The organism is Geodermatophilus sabuli (assembly GCF_010686765.1).
Classification (GTDB): Bacteria; Actinomycetota; Actinomycetes; order Mycobacteriales; family Geodermatophilaceae; genus Geodermatophilus; species Geodermatophilus sabuli_A.
Genome location: NZ_JAAGWF010000002.1, coordinates 166575 through 181510, shown reverse-complemented (window position 1 = coordinate 181510; position 14936 = coordinate 166575). Strand labels below are relative to the sequence as shown.

The following is a 14936-nucleotide window of genomic DNA, read 5'->3' as shown; positions in this document are numbered from 1 at the left end:
GACTGGCCCCACGGATGAGCGGCAACGCGACCCACCGATTCACGAACACGACGGTCCTGGCCGTACAGGCGGTCGACGCCCCGCAGGTCATCACCTCGGCCGCCCTCGACGAGCGGCTGACCGAGACCTACCAGCGGGTGGGCCTGCGCCCGGGCCTGCTGGAGCGGCTGGCCGGCATCCGCGAGCGCCGCTGGTGGGCCGAGGGGGCGACCTTCGTCGACGGGGCGGCGACGGCGGGGGCCAAGGCGATCAGCGAGAGCGGCGTCGACATCGCCGACATCGGCCTCATGGTCAACACCTCGGTGAGCCGCCGGTACCTGGAGCCCTCGACGGCGGTCGCCGTCCACCACGCCCTGGGCCTGCCCCCCTCCTGCCAGAACTTCGACGTCACCAACGCCTGCCTGGGGTTCGTCAACGGCATGGAGCTGGGCGCGGCGATGATCGACTCGGGCATGGCCGAGTACGTGCTGGTCGTCAACGGCGAGGACTCCCGCCCGGTGCAGGAGCGCACGCTCGAGCGGCTGTCCGCCCCCGACACCGTGTCCCGGGACGTGATGGCCCAGTTCGCCACGCTGACCCTCGGCTCGGGCGCGGTGGCGATGGTCCTGGGACGCGCCGACCGGCACCCCGAGGGCCACCGCCTGGTCGGCTCGGTCAGCCGCGCCGGCAGCGAGCACCACGAGCTCTGCGTCGGGGACAACGACATGATGCGCACCGACCTCAAGGGCCTGCTCGACGCCGGGCTGGCGCTGTCGGAGCAGCTGTGGACCGACGCCCGCGCCGACTTCGACTGGGCCGGGGGCATGAGCCGCTACATCGTCCACCAGGTGTCGAAGGTGCACACGCGGGCGATGTGCGACCGGTTCGAGATCGACCCGGCCCTGGTGCCCACCACCTTCCCGACCCGGGGCAACCTCGGCCCGGCGTCGGTGCCCTTCACCCTCGCCGACACCAGCGACACCCTCGTCGACGGCGACCGGGTGCTGCTCATGGGCATCGGCTCGGGGCTCAACGCCTGCTGCCTCGAGATCGCCTGGTGACGGCGGCGCCCACCCCCGGCGTCCCGACCGACCTGCCCGGGCTCGACCCGGCCTGGTCCCGCCGCCTGCGCGTCGCCGACCGCACCGGCGCCGAGCACGACTGGCACGTCCTCGACACCGGCACCGCGGACCCGGTGGGCACGCTGCTGTGCGTGCACGGCAACCCCACCTGGTCCTACCTGTGGCGGCGGCTGCTGGCCGGCGCCCCGCCGGGCTGGCGCGTGGTCGCGGTCGACCAGCTCGGCATGGGCTGGTCCCAGCGGCTGTCCGCGGCGCGCACGCTGCGCCAGCGGGTCGACGACCTCGGCGACCTCACCGCCGCCCTCGGCCTGACCGGGCCGGTGGTCACGGTCGGGCACGACTGGGGCGGGGTGATCTCGCTGGGCTGGGCGCTGGCGCACCGCGAGCAGCTGCGCGGGATCGTGCTGGCCAACACCGCGGTCGCCATGCCGGAGGGGGACCTCGGCCCGGCGCTGATCCGGCTGGCCCACGCCCCCGGCGTCCGGGCGGCGGTCACCGTCGGCACACCGGTGTTCGTCCGGGCGACGACCGCGCTGTCCTGGCCGCCGCTGCCGGCCGGCGTCCGCCGGGCCTTCGCCGCGCCCTACCGCTCGGCGGCCCGCCGGCGCTCGGTCGGGGACTTCGTGGCCGACATCCCGTTCGCGCCCGGCCACCCGTCCCGCCCGGTGCAGGAGTCCATCGCGGAGGGCATCCGCTCCCTCGACGTCCCGGCGCTGCTGCTGTGGGGCCCGCGCGACCCGGTCTTCGGCGAGCGGTACCTGGCCGACCTGCGGACGCGGCTGCCGCAGGCCCGGCTGCACCGCTACGAGGGCGCCTCGCACCTGCTGCCCGAGGACGCACCGCAGTACGCGGACGCCGTCGGGCAGTGGGTGGCCGACCTCGACCGGGCGGCGCCGGCCGACCCCGCCCCCTCCGCGGTGGACGACGGCCGCCGGCTGTGGTCGGCACTGGCCGACCGGGCCGGCGACGACTCCCCGGCCGTGGTCGAGGTCGGCGGGGGAACCGTCAGCTGGGCCGCGCTGGCCCGGCGGGTCGAGGACCTCGCCGCGGGGCTCGCGGCCGCCGGCGTCCGGCCCGGGCACCGGGTGGCGCTGCTGGTGGAGCCCTCGGCCGACCTGACCGCCGCGGTCTACGCCGTGTGGCGCGCCGGCGGGGTCATCGTCGTCGCCGACAAGGGACTGGGGCTGGCCGGCATGCGCCGCGCGCTGCGCAGCGCCGCCCCCGACCACGTGATCGGCGGCCTGCCCGGGCTGACCGCCGCCCGGCTCATGCGGCTGCCCGGCGCCCGCATCGCCGCCGGGGGCGCCCGGGCCGCGGCGCGCGCGCTGGGCGCCGGGCACGACCTGGCCGGCCTGGAGCGGCGCGGCCCGTCGGCCCCGGCACCGGCCGGCCTCGGCCCGGACGACGACTGCGCGGTGCTGTTCACCTCCGGCGCCACCGGCCCGGCCAAGGGGGTCGTCTACACCCAGCGGCAGGCGCTGGCGCAGCTGCAGCTGGTGCGGTCCACCTACGGCCTGACCGCCGGCGACCGGTTCGTGGCGGCCTTCGCGCCGTTCGCCCTGCTCGGCCCGGGGCTCGGCATCGCCTCGGCGGTCCCTGACATCGACGTGACCGCGCCCGGGTCGCTCACCGCCGCGGCACTCGCCGACGCGGTCGCCGCCGTCGGCGCCACCGTGGTGTTCGCCTCCCCCGCGGCGCTCCGCCGGGTGGTCACCACCGCGGGCGACCTCCCGGACGAGCGGCGCGCCCCGCTGGCGGGGGTCCGCCTGCTGATGTCGGCCGGCGCGCCGGTGCCGGCGGCGCTGCTGCGCGCGGTGCGCGCGGTGCTCCCGGCGGCCGATCCGCACACCCCCTACGGGATGACCGAGGTGCTGCCGGTCACCGACGTGTCGCTCGCCGGGATCGAGGCGGCCGGCGACGGGGAGGGCGTCTGCGTGGGCCGGCCGCTGCCCGGTGTGGAGGTCCGGCTGAGCCCGCTGTCGGCCGACGGCGCCGCCGACGGGCCGCTCACCGACGAGCCCGGCTGCACGGGCGAGGTCTGCGTGCGCGCGGCCCACGTCAAGGACCGCTACGACGCCCTCTGGGCCACCGAACGGGCCACCGCCCGGCCGCCCGGCTGGCACCGCACCGGGGACGTCGGCCACCTCGACGACGACGGCCGGCTGTGGATCGAGGGCCGGCTGCCGCACGTCGTCGCCACCGCCGCCGGCCCGGTCACGCCGGTCGGCATCGAGCAGCGGGTCGAGCGGCTGCCCGGGGTGGCGGCGGCGGCGGCCGTCGGCGTGGGACCGGCGGGCGCGCAGGTGCTGGCGGTCGTCGTCGTCCCCTCCTCCGCTCCCGCCCGCCGGGCCGCGCTGCGGCCGGCGTCCTCCGAGCTCGCGGACGCCGTCCGGGCCGCGGCCGGGACGGAGCTCGCGGCGGTGCTGGTCGCCGGCGCGCTGCCGGTGGACATCCGGCACCAGTCGAAGGTGGACCGCCGGGAGGTCGCCCGGCAGGTGGCGCGGGCGCTGGCCGGCAGCGGCACCCTCGGGTCGTCGCGGCGCCGGTCCCGCCGGTGAGGGTGCTGGTCACCGGGGCCAGCGGGATGCTGGGCCGGGCCACCGCCGCCCGGCTGATCGACCGCGGCGACGACGTGACCGTGCTGCAGCGCCGGCCGGCGGGCCTGCCCTGCGCCGAGGTGCTCGCCGACGTCGCCGACCCCGCGGCCGTGGCCCGCGCCGCCCGCGGTCAGGACGCCGTCGTCCACCTCGCCGCGAAGGTCGACGTCACCGGCCGGTGGGCGGAGTACGCCCGCGCCAACGTCGAGGGCACCGCCAGCGTCGTCGCCGGCTGCCGCGCCGGGGACGTCGGCCGGCTGGTGCACGTCTCCTCCCCGTCGGTGGCGCACGCCGGGTCGGCCCTGGCCGGAGCCGGGGCCGACCCGGCCGACCCGGCGCGCGCCCGGGGGCACTACGCGCGGTCCAAGGCCGAGGCCGAGCGCCTGGCACTGGCCGCGGACTCCCCCGGCCTGGCCGTGCTGGCGATCCGGCCGCACCTGGTGTGGGGGCCCGGGGACACCCAGCTGGTCGAGCGGATCGTCGCCCGTGCCCGCGCCGGCCGGTTGCCGGTCCTGGGTTCGGGCGCCGCGCTCATCGACACCACCTACGTCGACAACGCGGCGGCCGCCCTCGTCGCCGCTGTCGACGCCTGCGGGCCGGTGCACGGCGAGCCGCTGGTGGTCTCCAACGGCCAGCCGCGCCCGGTCGGGGAGGTCCTCGCCCGGCTGTGCGCCGCCGCCGGGGTGCCGGGCCCGCGCGGCCGGGTGCCGGTCGCCGCGGCATGGGTCGCCGGTGCCGCCGTCGAGGGGGTGTGGGCGCTCCTCCGGCGGCGGGCCACGCCGCCGATGACCCGCTTCCTCGCCGAGCAGCTGTCGACCGCGCACTGGTTCGACCAGCGGCGCACCCGCGCGGCGCTGGGTTGGGCACCGCAGGTGGGCCTGGACGAGGGCTTCGCCCGCCTCGCCGCCTGGTACGCCACCGCCTGAGGACGATCCGCCCGGCGCGCCGGTGAGTCCGCGGCGCACGGCCGGGGTAGGGGCGTGGTGGCCGGCGTCACAGCGCCGGGTCCCGATCCGAGAAGAGGGAGACGACATGCCCGACGTCCCGCAGCCGGTCACCGACAACTCGATCCAGGTCCGCCAGCTCAGCCACTACCAGTTCAGCTGGACCGCCGGCGAGCCCGGCAAGCCGGGCACCTACACGCTGCAGCTGGTCCTCGACCAGGGCGCCTGGGAGGAGGTCCTCACGCTGGACCCGGACGACGCGGACAACCTGCAGGACCTGCTCGCCAACACCAAGACCGTGCACTACGACGTCGGCCGGCGGGTGCTGATGTTCGGGGTCACCCGCACCGGCGACTGAGCTCCTCGCCAGCGGGGCCGGCCCGGCCGGCCCCGCTGGCGGGCCACCGGCGGCCGCTCAGCTGCCGATCTCGGTGCGGACGGCGTACAGCTCCGGGAAGAACGTGAGGTCGAGGGCACGCCGCAGGAAGCCCACCCCGGAGGAGCCGCCGGTGCCGGTCTTGAACCCGATCGTCCGCTGCACGGTGCGGAGGTGGCGGAACCGCCAGAACTGGATGTCGTCCTCGATGTCGACCAGGCTCTCGCAGGCCTCGTACACCCCCCACGGCGTCTCGGCCGACTCGTAGATCTCCCGGAACACCGGCACCAGGTCCGGCTGGAACGTCCACGCCTCGCGGACGTCCCGCCCCAGGACGGCGGGCGGGACGGCGAAGCCCAGCCGGGCCAGGAGCCGGAGGAACTCGTCGTAGAGGGTCGGCTCCTCGAGCAGCCCGGTGAGCATCGCGGCGGCCGCGGGGTCGCCGGCGAACACCCGCAGCAGGGCGCGGTCCTTGTTCCCGAGGACGAACTCCACGGCCCGGTACTGGGCGGACTGGAACCCCGACGCCGTGCCCAGCGAGCCGCGGAACTGGGCGTACTCCCGCGGGGTCAGCGTCGCCAGCACCGACCACTGCTCGGTGAGGGTCCGCGCCACGTGCTTCACCCGCGCCAGGCACTTCAGCGCCGGCCCCAGGTCGTCGTCGGACAGGTACCGGCGGGCGGCCCGCAGCTCGTGCAGGACCAGTTTCAGCCAGAGCTCGCTGGTCTGGTGCTGGACGATGAACAGCAGCTCGTCGTGGTGCTCGGGACGGCTGCGCGGGTGCTGGGCGGCCAGCAGCCGCTCGAGGTCGAGGTAGGCGGCGTAGCTCAGGCCCTGGCCGAGGTCGGTCCGGATCGAGTCCTCGAGCGGCCGGACCGACCGGCGCGGTTCCTGCTCCGACGCTGCCACGGCCGCGAAGGTAGCGCGCCGTCCGCGGGGCCGGGGGCGAGGCGGTCCCGCCTCCCGGGACGCGGCGGTACCGTCCGGCATGACCGACGTCGGAGAGCTGCGTCCCCTCGTCCTCTTCGACGGGACCGGCGACGACCAGCTGGGCGAGCTGTGCTCGCTGGGCACCGAGCTGACCTTCGCGCCGGGCGACGAGCTGTTCCGCGAGGGCCGCCCCGCCGACTCGTGGTGGGTCCTGCTGGAGGGCCGCATCGACCTCGTCCGGCACCTGGGCCACGAGGAGACGGTGCTCGGCGCGATGGACGTGCCCGGCCGGTGGGCCGGCGGCTTCCGGGCGTGGGACGAGCACGGGGTGTACCTGGCCACCGGGCGCGCGGCGACCCGGGGCCGGGCCTTCCGGGTGGCGGCACCGGCGCTGCGCGCGTGGTCGACCAGCTGGTTCCCCTTCGGCGTCCACGTGATCGAGGGCCTGGTCCGGACGGCGCGCAACTTCGAGAGCGTGGCCCGGCAGAAGGAGGCACTGGCCTCCCTGGGCACGCTGGCGGCGGGGCTGGCGCACGAGCTGAACAACCCCGCCGCGGCGGCGGCGCGGTCGGCCGACGCCCTGGGCACGGAGTGCGAGGTGCTGTTCTCCTCCGTCGGCGAGCTGGTGACCGCGGCCATCAGCCCCGACGGGTTCACCGCCCTCGACGGGCTCCGCCGGGAGCTCGAGCCCGCACCGGCCGGGGACCCGATGGCGGTGGCCGACCGCGAGGACGCGCTGGCGGCCTGGCTGGCCGACCACGACGTCCCCCGCGACTGGCTCCTCGCGCCCGCCCTGGCCGCCGGGGGCGCCGACCCCGCCTGGTGCGACCGGGTGGCCGCGGCGCTGGGCCGCGACGCGCTCGACCCGGCGTTCGCGTGGGTGGCCAGCACGCTGTCGGCGACGGCGCTGCTCGCCGAGGTCCGCGAGTCCACCAGGCGGGTCTCCGAACTCGTGGCGGCGGTGAAGTCCTACTCCCAGCTCGACCGGGCCTCGATGCAGCGGACCGACGTCGTCGAGGGGCTGGAGAGCACGCTGGTGATGCTCGCCGCCCGCATCCCGCCGGGCGTGCGCGTCGTGCGCGACCACGGTCCCGACGTGCCCCCCATCCAGGCGGCGGCGGGCGAGCTCAACCAGGTGTGGACCAACCTGGTCGACAACGCGCTGGACGCGATGGCCGGGCAGGGCACCCTCCGGGTCTGCTCCCGACGGGACGGGCGCGGCGTGCTGGTGGAGATCGGCGACACCGGGCCGGGCATGTCCCCGGAGACCCGGGAGCACGCCTTCGACCCCTTCTTCACCACCAAGGGCGTCGGCGAGGGCACCGGCCTGGGCCTGGACATGGCGCGCCGCATCGTCGCCCGGCACCGCGGCGAGATCTCCATCGACCTCCGGCCCGGCGAGACGGTGCTGCGCGTGCGGCTGCCCTGACCCCCCGGCTCAGGTGAAGGCCTGCTGCATGTCGTCGGAGACGGTGGACCGGTCGGGGACACCCCCGTCGGCGTGCTGCTGGGGGTCCCGGCCGGCCGACGGCGGGGCCTGGATCGCCACGACCGCCGGGTCGATCCGCATGACGGCGTACCCGGCCACGGCGCCGGCCCCGAACCCGGGCGCGAAGATCCGCTGCGGTCGGGCGATGACCCCGTCGCGCACCGCGTCGTGGATGGCCAGCGGGATGCTCGCCGCCGACGCGTTGCCCACCCGCTCGATGTTGAAGTAGAGCCGGTCGGGGCTCAGCCCGGCGCGCTCGGCCAGCTGGGTGACCATCGTCTTGTTGGCCTGGTGCGGCACGATCAGCTCGACCGCGTCCAGCAGGGTGCCCGACCCGCCGTCGGGATGGGGCAGCGCCCCGAGCTCCTCGATCATCTGGGCGAGGTAGCGGCCGGCCAGCGCCTTCACCTGCGGGCCGAACACGGTGATGTTGTTGTCGAACTCCGGGTTGGGCCAGATGATCGAGTTCACCTCGCTCGCCGGGCCGCTGGCGTAGGTCTGCAGGAAGTCGATGTCGGGTTCGGTGCCCTCGGGCGCCTCCCCGACGACCACCGCGGCCGCGCCGTCCCCGAAGATCATCCGCGAGGTCCGGACGTTGCCGATCTTGTCGGAGAACTTCTCCACGCAGACCACCAGCACCGGCCGCCGGACCTCCTGCAGGATGCGGGTGGCCTCGGCCAGGCCGTAGGGCATGCCCGCGCAGGCGGCGATGATGTCGTAGGCGGCGTGGGTCTGGTAGATCCCGAGCTGGCCGCACAGGTAGGTGGCCACCGAGGGGATCAGCCGCGAGCTGGTGCAGGTGCACACCAGCACCCCGCCGATCTCCTCGGGCCCACGGCCGGCCTTGTCCAGCGCGGCCTCCGCGGCCCGCAGGGCCAGCTCCTCCAACGGCAGCGAGCTGTACTTGCGCTCCTCGATCCCGGTCTTCGTGCGGATCTCGTCGGCGCTCATGGGCGACCAGTTGTAGGCGGTGTTGCGGATCAGGTCGTCGTTGCTGCACACCTGGTCGCCGTGCACCGCGGTGAGGGCCTCGATCCGCGGCATGACCGTGAACTGCCGCCGGACGTCGATCTCGGGGAACGGCCGCACCGGCTGGCGGGACTCCCGCGGCGGCGCGGCCGACCGGGTGGGCGCGCCGCTCTGCAGCCGCCGCAGGAACGCCCGGACCTGCGCGTCACGCGGGTGGAAGGGCACCACGAAGTCGTCGTCGCGCAGCTGGGAGGCCTCGACCAGCTCCACCTTCGCCCGGTCCCACGGGTACTGGTTGTGCAGCACCATCGCCCAGCGGTGCAGCGCCTCCAGCTCCGGCACGTCCTCGGAGACGTCGAGGATGTCGGTGTAGTCGTACACCGGGTAGTCCGGGTCGTAGTCGGGCAGCCTGAAGGTCAGGCCCTCGGAGCGCTCGAGGAACTCCGCGACGGTCGGCTTGAGCGCCGGCAGCGTCGTCGCGTGGTGCTTGCGGTGACCGAAGACGTCGAACAGGACGCCGAAGATGCGGTCCTCGACGTCGGCGTCCCACCGGGCCGGGAGCGTCGGGTAGGCCGCCTCGACGGCGGCGACCTTGGTCTCCCCCTCCTCCCACGGTCCGACGACGGGCATGAACACGTCGGACCGGGTCCGCGGCACGTCGCCCCAGCGGGTCGGCCGCTTGTCGTACATGGTGATGGAGAACCGGTTGGCCCAGAACAGGTTGAGGGCCAGGTCGCGCATCAGGGTGTAGCGGTTGTCGTAGGAGCCGGTGCGGACCCGCTCCAGGATGTCGGTGCCGCTGGGGGCCTTGGTCTCGAAGTCGCGGCGGATGACGCTGTCGAGCTGCTCCAGCGTCTCGATGGCCGAGAAGTCCAGCTCCGGGATGACGTTCTCGGGGAACACCATCCGGCCGTGCCGGTTCAGGACGAACGCGTTCATGCTGGTCCTTTCGGGTCCTGGGCTGGGACGGGATCAGGTCCGGTCGGTGCGCGCCATCCCCCGCTCCACGGCGTCGATCAGCCGGGGACGGAGCTCGGCGGCGGGGATGATCGCGTGCACGGACCCCATCCGCCGGGCCCGCTCGATGTCGTGGATCGCCTCGAACTCGGCGGCGACCTCACCGAGCTTCTCGGACCGGACGGCCGTGCGCAGCGCGGCCAGCTCGACCCGCAGGTGCGCGGCCTCGACGCCCTCGGCGGCGGCGGCGGCCGCCTCGAGCTGCTGGACGCGGGGGTCCTTGGCGGTGCGCTGGTCGACGTCCCGGGTGAAGACCACCGCGGCGGCGGGCGCCCCCCCGAGGACCGAGGCGTAGGAGCCCTCGACCGCCAGCACCTCGATGCTCTCGTTGAGGACGCCGGAGAACACCACGAAGGCACCGCCGTGGTAGCGGGACACCACGCAGAAGACGATCGGGCCCTGGAAGTTGACCATCGCCCGGCCGATCTCCGCGCCGTACTCCAGCTGCATGTTGCGCAGCGACTCCGGGGAGCCGTCGAAGCCGGACAGGTTCGCCAGCACCACCAGCGGCCGGTTGCCGCTGGTCGCGTTGATCGCCCGGGCGGTCTTCTTCGACGACCTCGGGAACAGCGTCCCGGCCGTCCACTGGTCCGGTCCGTCGGCGGGGTAGGCGCCGCGGCGCGGGATCGGGCGGGACTCGATGCCCAGCAGGGTCACCGGGTGCCCGCCGAGGTGCGCGTCCATGACGACGGAGGTGTCGGCGTCGGCCATGCCGGCCCACCGCTCCAGCGGCGGGTGGTCGGCGTCGGCGACGGCACGCATCACCGTGCGGATGTCGAACGCCTTCTTCCGGTCCGGGTTGGTCTCGGCCGAGAAGATGTCGCCGACGGTGGTGAAGTCGCTCGCCGGGTGGACGTGCGGGAAGTCCCTCACGTCGCGCTCCCGCGGGTCGTCGGTGGGCGCCGGCCGGGCCCACCGCTCCCCCGGCGCCCGGTAGGCGTGGTCGTAGTACTGGAACAGCAGGTCGTAGGCGGCGGTGAGGTTGGGTGCCCAGTACTGCGCCTGGCCGTTGGGACCCATGACGCGGTCGTAGCCGCCGATCCCGAAGTTGTCCTCCGCCGACACGCCACCGGAGTAGTCCAGGGAGTGCTTGCCGGTCAGCACCATCGCGCTGTCCGGCGTCATCACCAGGATGCCCTTGGTGTGCATGAGCATCGTCGCCTCGGCGTTCCAGTACGGCTGGGCGCCCACGTTGATCCCGGCGACGACGACGTTGATCTCGCCACCGGCCTGGGTGAACTCGATGATCCGGCGCAGCGCCCGGGACACCCAGTCCATGTTCTCCGTGCCGCTGTCCATCGAGATCCGCGCGCCGGAGGACAGGGCGAACCACTCGAGCGGGACGCCGAGCTGCTCGGCGAGGTCGAGGGCGGCGACGACGCGGGCGCACTCGGGCTCGGAGACGGTGCCCAGCTGCTTGGTCGGGTCGCCCATGAGCACCACGCGGGTGACGCCCTCCGGATAGCGCTCGGTCGGCGTGCTCACCACACCCGCGACCAGACCCGCCTCGTTGTTCCCCGGTGCGCGGTCCACCGGCACGAGACGGGACTGGTCGTCGAGGTCGTGCTCGACGAAGGTGCCGCGCGGCCCGGCCAGGAGGGCGGCGAGCTCGTACGGGTACACGGTCCCCCGGGCGCGGGAGCGCAGCACCTTGTCGGTGTAGGCGTCCAGCGGCCGCATGGGCTCGGTGGGACGGTCGGTGACCCGCATCTGCACGCCGGTGCCCGGCTGGTGACCGAAACGCAGCGCCACCTCCCGCGGCGGCCGGCCCTCCTGCTCCTGCAGCCGCGCCAGCAGCACGACCTCCTCGAGCCCCGCACCGACGGTCAGCGGCGCCGCGGCCGCGGCGAAGCCCGCCAGCTGGGACAGCGGCACCTCGATGGACGGCCAGGCGTAGAGGAAGATCCGGTTGTGCTCCAGCCGCCGGCGTGAGGGCCGCTGCGCCTGGGCCTGCCGCAGGCCCTCGAGGCAGGCGGTCAGCTGCCGCTCGAACGTCGGGAAGCCGACGACCTCGCCGGACGGGTCGCGCACCGGCGTCACGTCCCGCACCTCGGCCATCGCGATCAGCCGCTCGTCGTTCGGGTTCTCCTTGGCCCGGACGTGCAGCAGGAAGGTGTCCTCGGGCGAGGGCAGCCGCACGCCGTCGAAGTTCTTCAGCCGCCACAGGTTCAGTCGCTGGGCGGTCAGCGGGTGCAGGCCGCGGATGATGCGCTCCTCGGCCAGCGCGGTCTCGGCGCCCTCGGGGGCCGGGCGGAAGGTGAGCGTCTCGACCTCCCCGTCGGGCGTGCAGACGCTCACCGTGATGCGCCGACCGGCGCACAGCGGCGGCGCCGAGCCCAGCAGGTCGCGCAGCTCGTCGGAGACGGCGTCGGTGTCGGCGGGGCGGTCGGGCCAGGACAGGTAGAGGTCGACCACGAGGTTCGACGGGTCGGCGACGTCGGCCACCGTGGCCGCCAGCGCCTCCAGCGCCCCGGGCAGGTCCCGGCGCTCGAGCATGACCGCGAGCAGGTGCAGCCGGGAACCGGCGAGGTCGTAGTCGGCGGCCACGCACGACAGCCCGTCCACGAGGAAGGACCGCAGACCCTCCAGGTCACGGCTGCGGTAGTACCGGCGGGTCAGCACCTCCAGCACCGGGTCCGGGACGGTCGTCTCCCGCCCGAACCGCTGGGCGAGCAGCCTGATGAGCGGCTCGGGGCTGGCGACCAGTGCCTCGATGCGGTCGAGGTCGCCGCCGGTGCCGCCCTCCTGCAGGCCGCCGAGCAGCCGGTCGGCCTCCTCGATCACCTCCTGCCGCGCCTGCCGCACCACGGGTTCCTCGAAGTGCCGGAACCGGACGGCCCGGGCCAGGTCGCCGACGGAGGGGTAGCGCAGTTGGGTGGCGACGACCAGCCGGTCGAGCACCTCGCCCATCTCCGACCGCAGCGGGTCCGGCGGCAGCGCCTGGGCGGTCAGCCAGCGGTCGAGCAGCGCCAGGACGGCGGGCAGCTGGTCACCGATCCGCTGCTGGGCGAGGAACACCCGGTGCACCGCCGCCTGGAGCGCCGGCGAGGGCTCGAGGTCCTCCACGCCGGCGCCGTCGACGCCGTAGTGCCGCAGCGCCCGGCTCAGCCGGCCGCGGAAGCTCTCCGGCAGCCCCTCCCGCTCGACGTCCAGGGAGTGCAGGTAGGCGTGGAAGTACTCGCGCGGGCTGTGGACCTGCTGGTCGGCCTCCTCCTCCTCGCTGGCCGGGCGGTTGCGGGACAGCTCGGCGAGGTCGGCGAACGTGGTGAGCACCTCGAGCTCGTGGTGCAGCTGCTCCGGGTCCTCGACCGGGAGCTCGCCGCGGACGCGGCCGTACTCCTCGACCAGGGCGCGGGCGTGCGCCGCGCTGACGTCGTAGCCGGTGATCAGGGCCCGCAGTCCGTCGAGCAGGGCCAGCGCCCGCTCCCGCGGCTCGGCCGCCCCGGCCGTGCCGTCCTCGTCGGGGAAGGTCACCCGCTCACCGGGGGTCTCCGCGGCGTCGTCCGTGGCGCGGTCCAGGCTGAGCAGCGCCGCACCCGCGTCCACCTGCGCGTTCACCGCGGCGATCACCTCGCGCACCCGCCCGGCGAAGGGCGCGCGCACCGCGGTCTCCATCTTCATGCTCTCCACGACGGCGACCGTCTGGCCGGCCTCGACGTCCTCCCCCGCCTTCACGCGGACGGCGACGACGACCGCGGGCGCCGGCGCGCGCACCGTGCCGCCGGCGTCGCGGCCGACCCGGTGGGTGACGCCGTCGACCTCGACCAGGTGCGAGCCCGGTGCGGTCACCGCCACGATCGAGAACCGCCGGCCACCGACGGTCAGCCGGCTCTCCAGCGGGCCCAGGCGGTCCACCTCGACGTCCACGTGCCGGCCGTCGAGGCCCACCCGGTAGCGGTCGCCGCCCAGCCGGGCGACGGTGAGCCGGTAGACCTGACCGCGGTACCCGAGGTCCACGGCGCGGCCGACCTCGTGCGGCGCGCGCGGCCGCCCGCCCCGAGCCGAGGCGAGGAAGGCCGCCCGCTCCCACGCCTCCTCGGCGTCGGAGACGTCGATGGCCACCTGCGCCAGCGCCGCCCACGCCGAGCCCACCGGCACGGCCGCGGCGGCGGTCCCGGTGCGGTCCAGCCAGCCGGTGTCCGCGGTGCCGGAGACGACCTCGGGGCGGTCCAGGAGGTCGAGCAGGAAGGACTTCGTCGTGGTGCCGCCGCGCAGGACGACGGTCGTCTCGCGCAGGGCCACCCGGAGCCGGGCCAGCGCCTCGGGACGGTCCCGGCCCCAGGCGATGACCTTGGCGACCATGGAGTCGTAGGCGGGCGGGATGACGTCGCCGACGCCCATGCCCGTGTCCACCCGCACGCCCGGTCCGGTCGGCAGCCGGAGCAGCTCGACCTGCCCCGGCGCGGGCGCGAAGCCGGCCTCGGCGTCCTCGGCGGTGAGCCGGGCCTCCACCGCGTGCCCCTGCTCCGGCGGCGGGTCACCGACCAGGCGCTCGCCCGCGGCCACCTGGAGCTGCAGCTTCACGATGTCCAGGCCGGTCGTCTCCTCGGTCACCGGGTGCTCGACCTGCAGCCGGGTGTTGACCTCGAGGAAGGTGAACGACTCCTCGGCCGGCTGGTACAGGAACTCGACGGTGCCGGCGCCGACGTACCCGGCGGCCCGCACGAGGGCGATCGAGGACTCGCGCAGCGCCGCGGCCTGCTCGGGCCGCAGCGCCGGGGAGCTGGACTCCTCCAGGACCTTCTGGTTGCGCCGCTGCACCGAGCAGTCGCGGACGCCGGGCGCCCACACGCCGCCGTGGGCGTCGGCGACGATCTGCACCTCGACGTGCCGGCCGCCCTCGACCAGCCGCTCCATGAAGACGACGGGGTCGCCGAAGGTCCGCTGCGCCTCGACCTGGGTGCGGGTGAGGGCCTCCTCGAGTTCCTCCTCCGACCGGACGACGCGGATGCCGCGGCCGCCGCCACCGCTGCGGGCCTTGACGATGAGCGGGTAGCCGATCGCGGCGGCGTGCCGGCGGCCGTCGTCCAGGCCCTCCACCGGGCCGCGGCTCCACGGGGCGACGGGCACCCCGTTGGCCTCGGCGAGGACCTTGGCCTCGACCTTGTCGCCCAGCAGCCGCATGGCCTCGGGCGAGGGGCCGATGAAGACCACCCCGAGCTCCGCGCACAGCTCGGCGAAGGCCGGGTCCTCGGCCACGAACCCCCACCCGACCCACGCGGCGTCGGCGCGCGCGGCCCGCAGTGCCCGGCCGAGCTCGGCGTGGTCGAGGTAGGGGTTGCCCGCGCCGGTCTCCCGGAGCACGACGGCCTCGTCGGCGGCGCGCACGAACGTCGCCCGGCGCTCGGACTCGGTGTGCAGGGCGATGACGCGGGTCGTGGTGCCGTGCTCGGCGTCCAGTTCGCGCACCGCCCGGATCAGGCGCATGGCGGGTTCGCCCCGGTTGACGACGACGATTCGGCTGAACACCGGTGCACCTCTCGGTTCGTGGACCGGGCCCGCCGACGGTGGCGGGCCCGGGGCGTGCGGCTGGAGGTCTGGACCTGCGGGCCG

At 75.4% G+C, this 14936-nt stretch carries 8 protein-coding genes; 5 read left to right on the top strand and 3 right to left on the bottom strand.

The genetic code is table 11. From position 1 onward, the window contains the following. Positions 1 to 14 precede the first annotated feature (14 nt). From GCU56_RS01020 to GCU56_RS01005, 4 genes are all read left to right on the top strand, one after another. Positions 15 to 1040: a 3-oxoacyl-ACP synthase III gene (locus tag GCU56_RS01020; RefSeq protein WP_163479642.1), complete on the top strand. Its 1026-nt coding sequence runs from the start codon at positions 15 to 17 to the stop codon at positions 1038 to 1040. Continuing rightward, positions 1037 to 3619 (top strand): alpha/beta fold hydrolase, encoded by a 2583-nt coding sequence (locus GCU56_RS01015; protein WP_345771566.1) that lies wholly within the window; start codon positions 1037 to 1039, stop codon positions 3617 to 3619. The genes GCU56_RS01020 and GCU56_RS01015 overlap by 4 nt, the downstream gene beginning before the upstream one ends. Further along, positions 3616 to 4584: an NAD-dependent epimerase/dehydratase family protein gene (locus GCU56_RS01010; RefSeq protein WP_163479641.1), complete on the top strand. Its 969-nt coding sequence runs from the start codon at positions 3616 to 3618 to the stop codon at positions 4582 to 4584. The genes GCU56_RS01015 and GCU56_RS01010 overlap by 4 nt, the downstream gene beginning before the upstream one ends. A 106-nt stretch (positions 4585 to 4690) precedes the next feature. After that, entirely contained in the window at positions 4691 to 4960 is a 270-nt protein-coding gene (locus tag GCU56_RS01005) for a hypothetical protein (RefSeq protein ID WP_163479640.1), read from the top strand. A 57-nt stretch (positions 4961 to 5017) separates the two neighbouring features. Here GCU56_RS01005 and GCU56_RS01000 read toward each other — a convergent pair whose 3' ends face one another. Next, positions 5018 to 5887 carry a tryptophan 2,3-dioxygenase gene (locus tag GCU56_RS01000; protein WP_345771565.1) on the bottom strand — a complete coding sequence of 290 codons (870 nt, stop codon included), beginning with the start codon at positions 5885 to 5887 and terminating at the stop codon, positions 5018 to 5020. Positions 5888 to 5966: 79 nt separating this feature from the next. Here GCU56_RS01000 and GCU56_RS00995 point away from each other — a divergent pair, with 79 nt between their 5' ends. Beyond that, entirely contained in the window at positions 5967 to 7337 is a 1371-nt protein-coding gene (locus tag GCU56_RS00995; RefSeq protein WP_163479638.1) for a sensor histidine kinase, read from the top strand. A gap of 9 nt (positions 7338 to 7346) precedes the next feature. Here GCU56_RS00995 and GCU56_RS00990 read toward each other — a convergent pair whose 3' ends face one another. Beyond that, complete coding sequence (locus GCU56_RS00990; RefSeq protein ID WP_163479637.1) at positions 7347 to 9305, bottom strand: 3-oxoacyl-ACP synthase III family protein; 1959 nt, start codon at positions 9303 to 9305, stop codon at positions 7347 to 7349. Between the two features lie 33 nt (positions 9306 to 9338). Then, positions 9339 to 14852: an ATP-binding protein gene (locus tag GCU56_RS24950; RefSeq protein ID WP_163479636.1), complete on the bottom strand. Its 5514-nt coding sequence runs from the start codon at positions 14850 to 14852 to the stop codon at positions 9339 to 9341. Positions 14853 to 14936 lie beyond the last annotated feature (84 nt).

Bases quoted from the DNA above. Each gene is read 5' to 3' on its own strand.
- GCU56_RS01020 (WP_163479642.1), top strand. From the start codon at position 15: ATGAGCGGCAACGCGACCCACCGATTCACGAACACGACGGTCCTGGCC.
- GCU56_RS01005 (WP_163479640.1), top strand. From the start codon at position 4,691: ATGCCCGACGTCCCGCAGCCGGTCACCGACAACTCGATCCAGGTCCGC.
- GCU56_RS00995 (WP_163479638.1), top strand. From the start codon at position 5,967: ATGACCGACGTCGGAGAGCTGCGTCCCCTCGTCCTCTTCGACGGGACC.
- GCU56_RS00990 (WP_163479637.1), bottom strand. From the start codon at position 9,305: ATGAACGCGTTCGTCCTGAACCGGCACGGCCGGATGGTGTTCCCCGAG.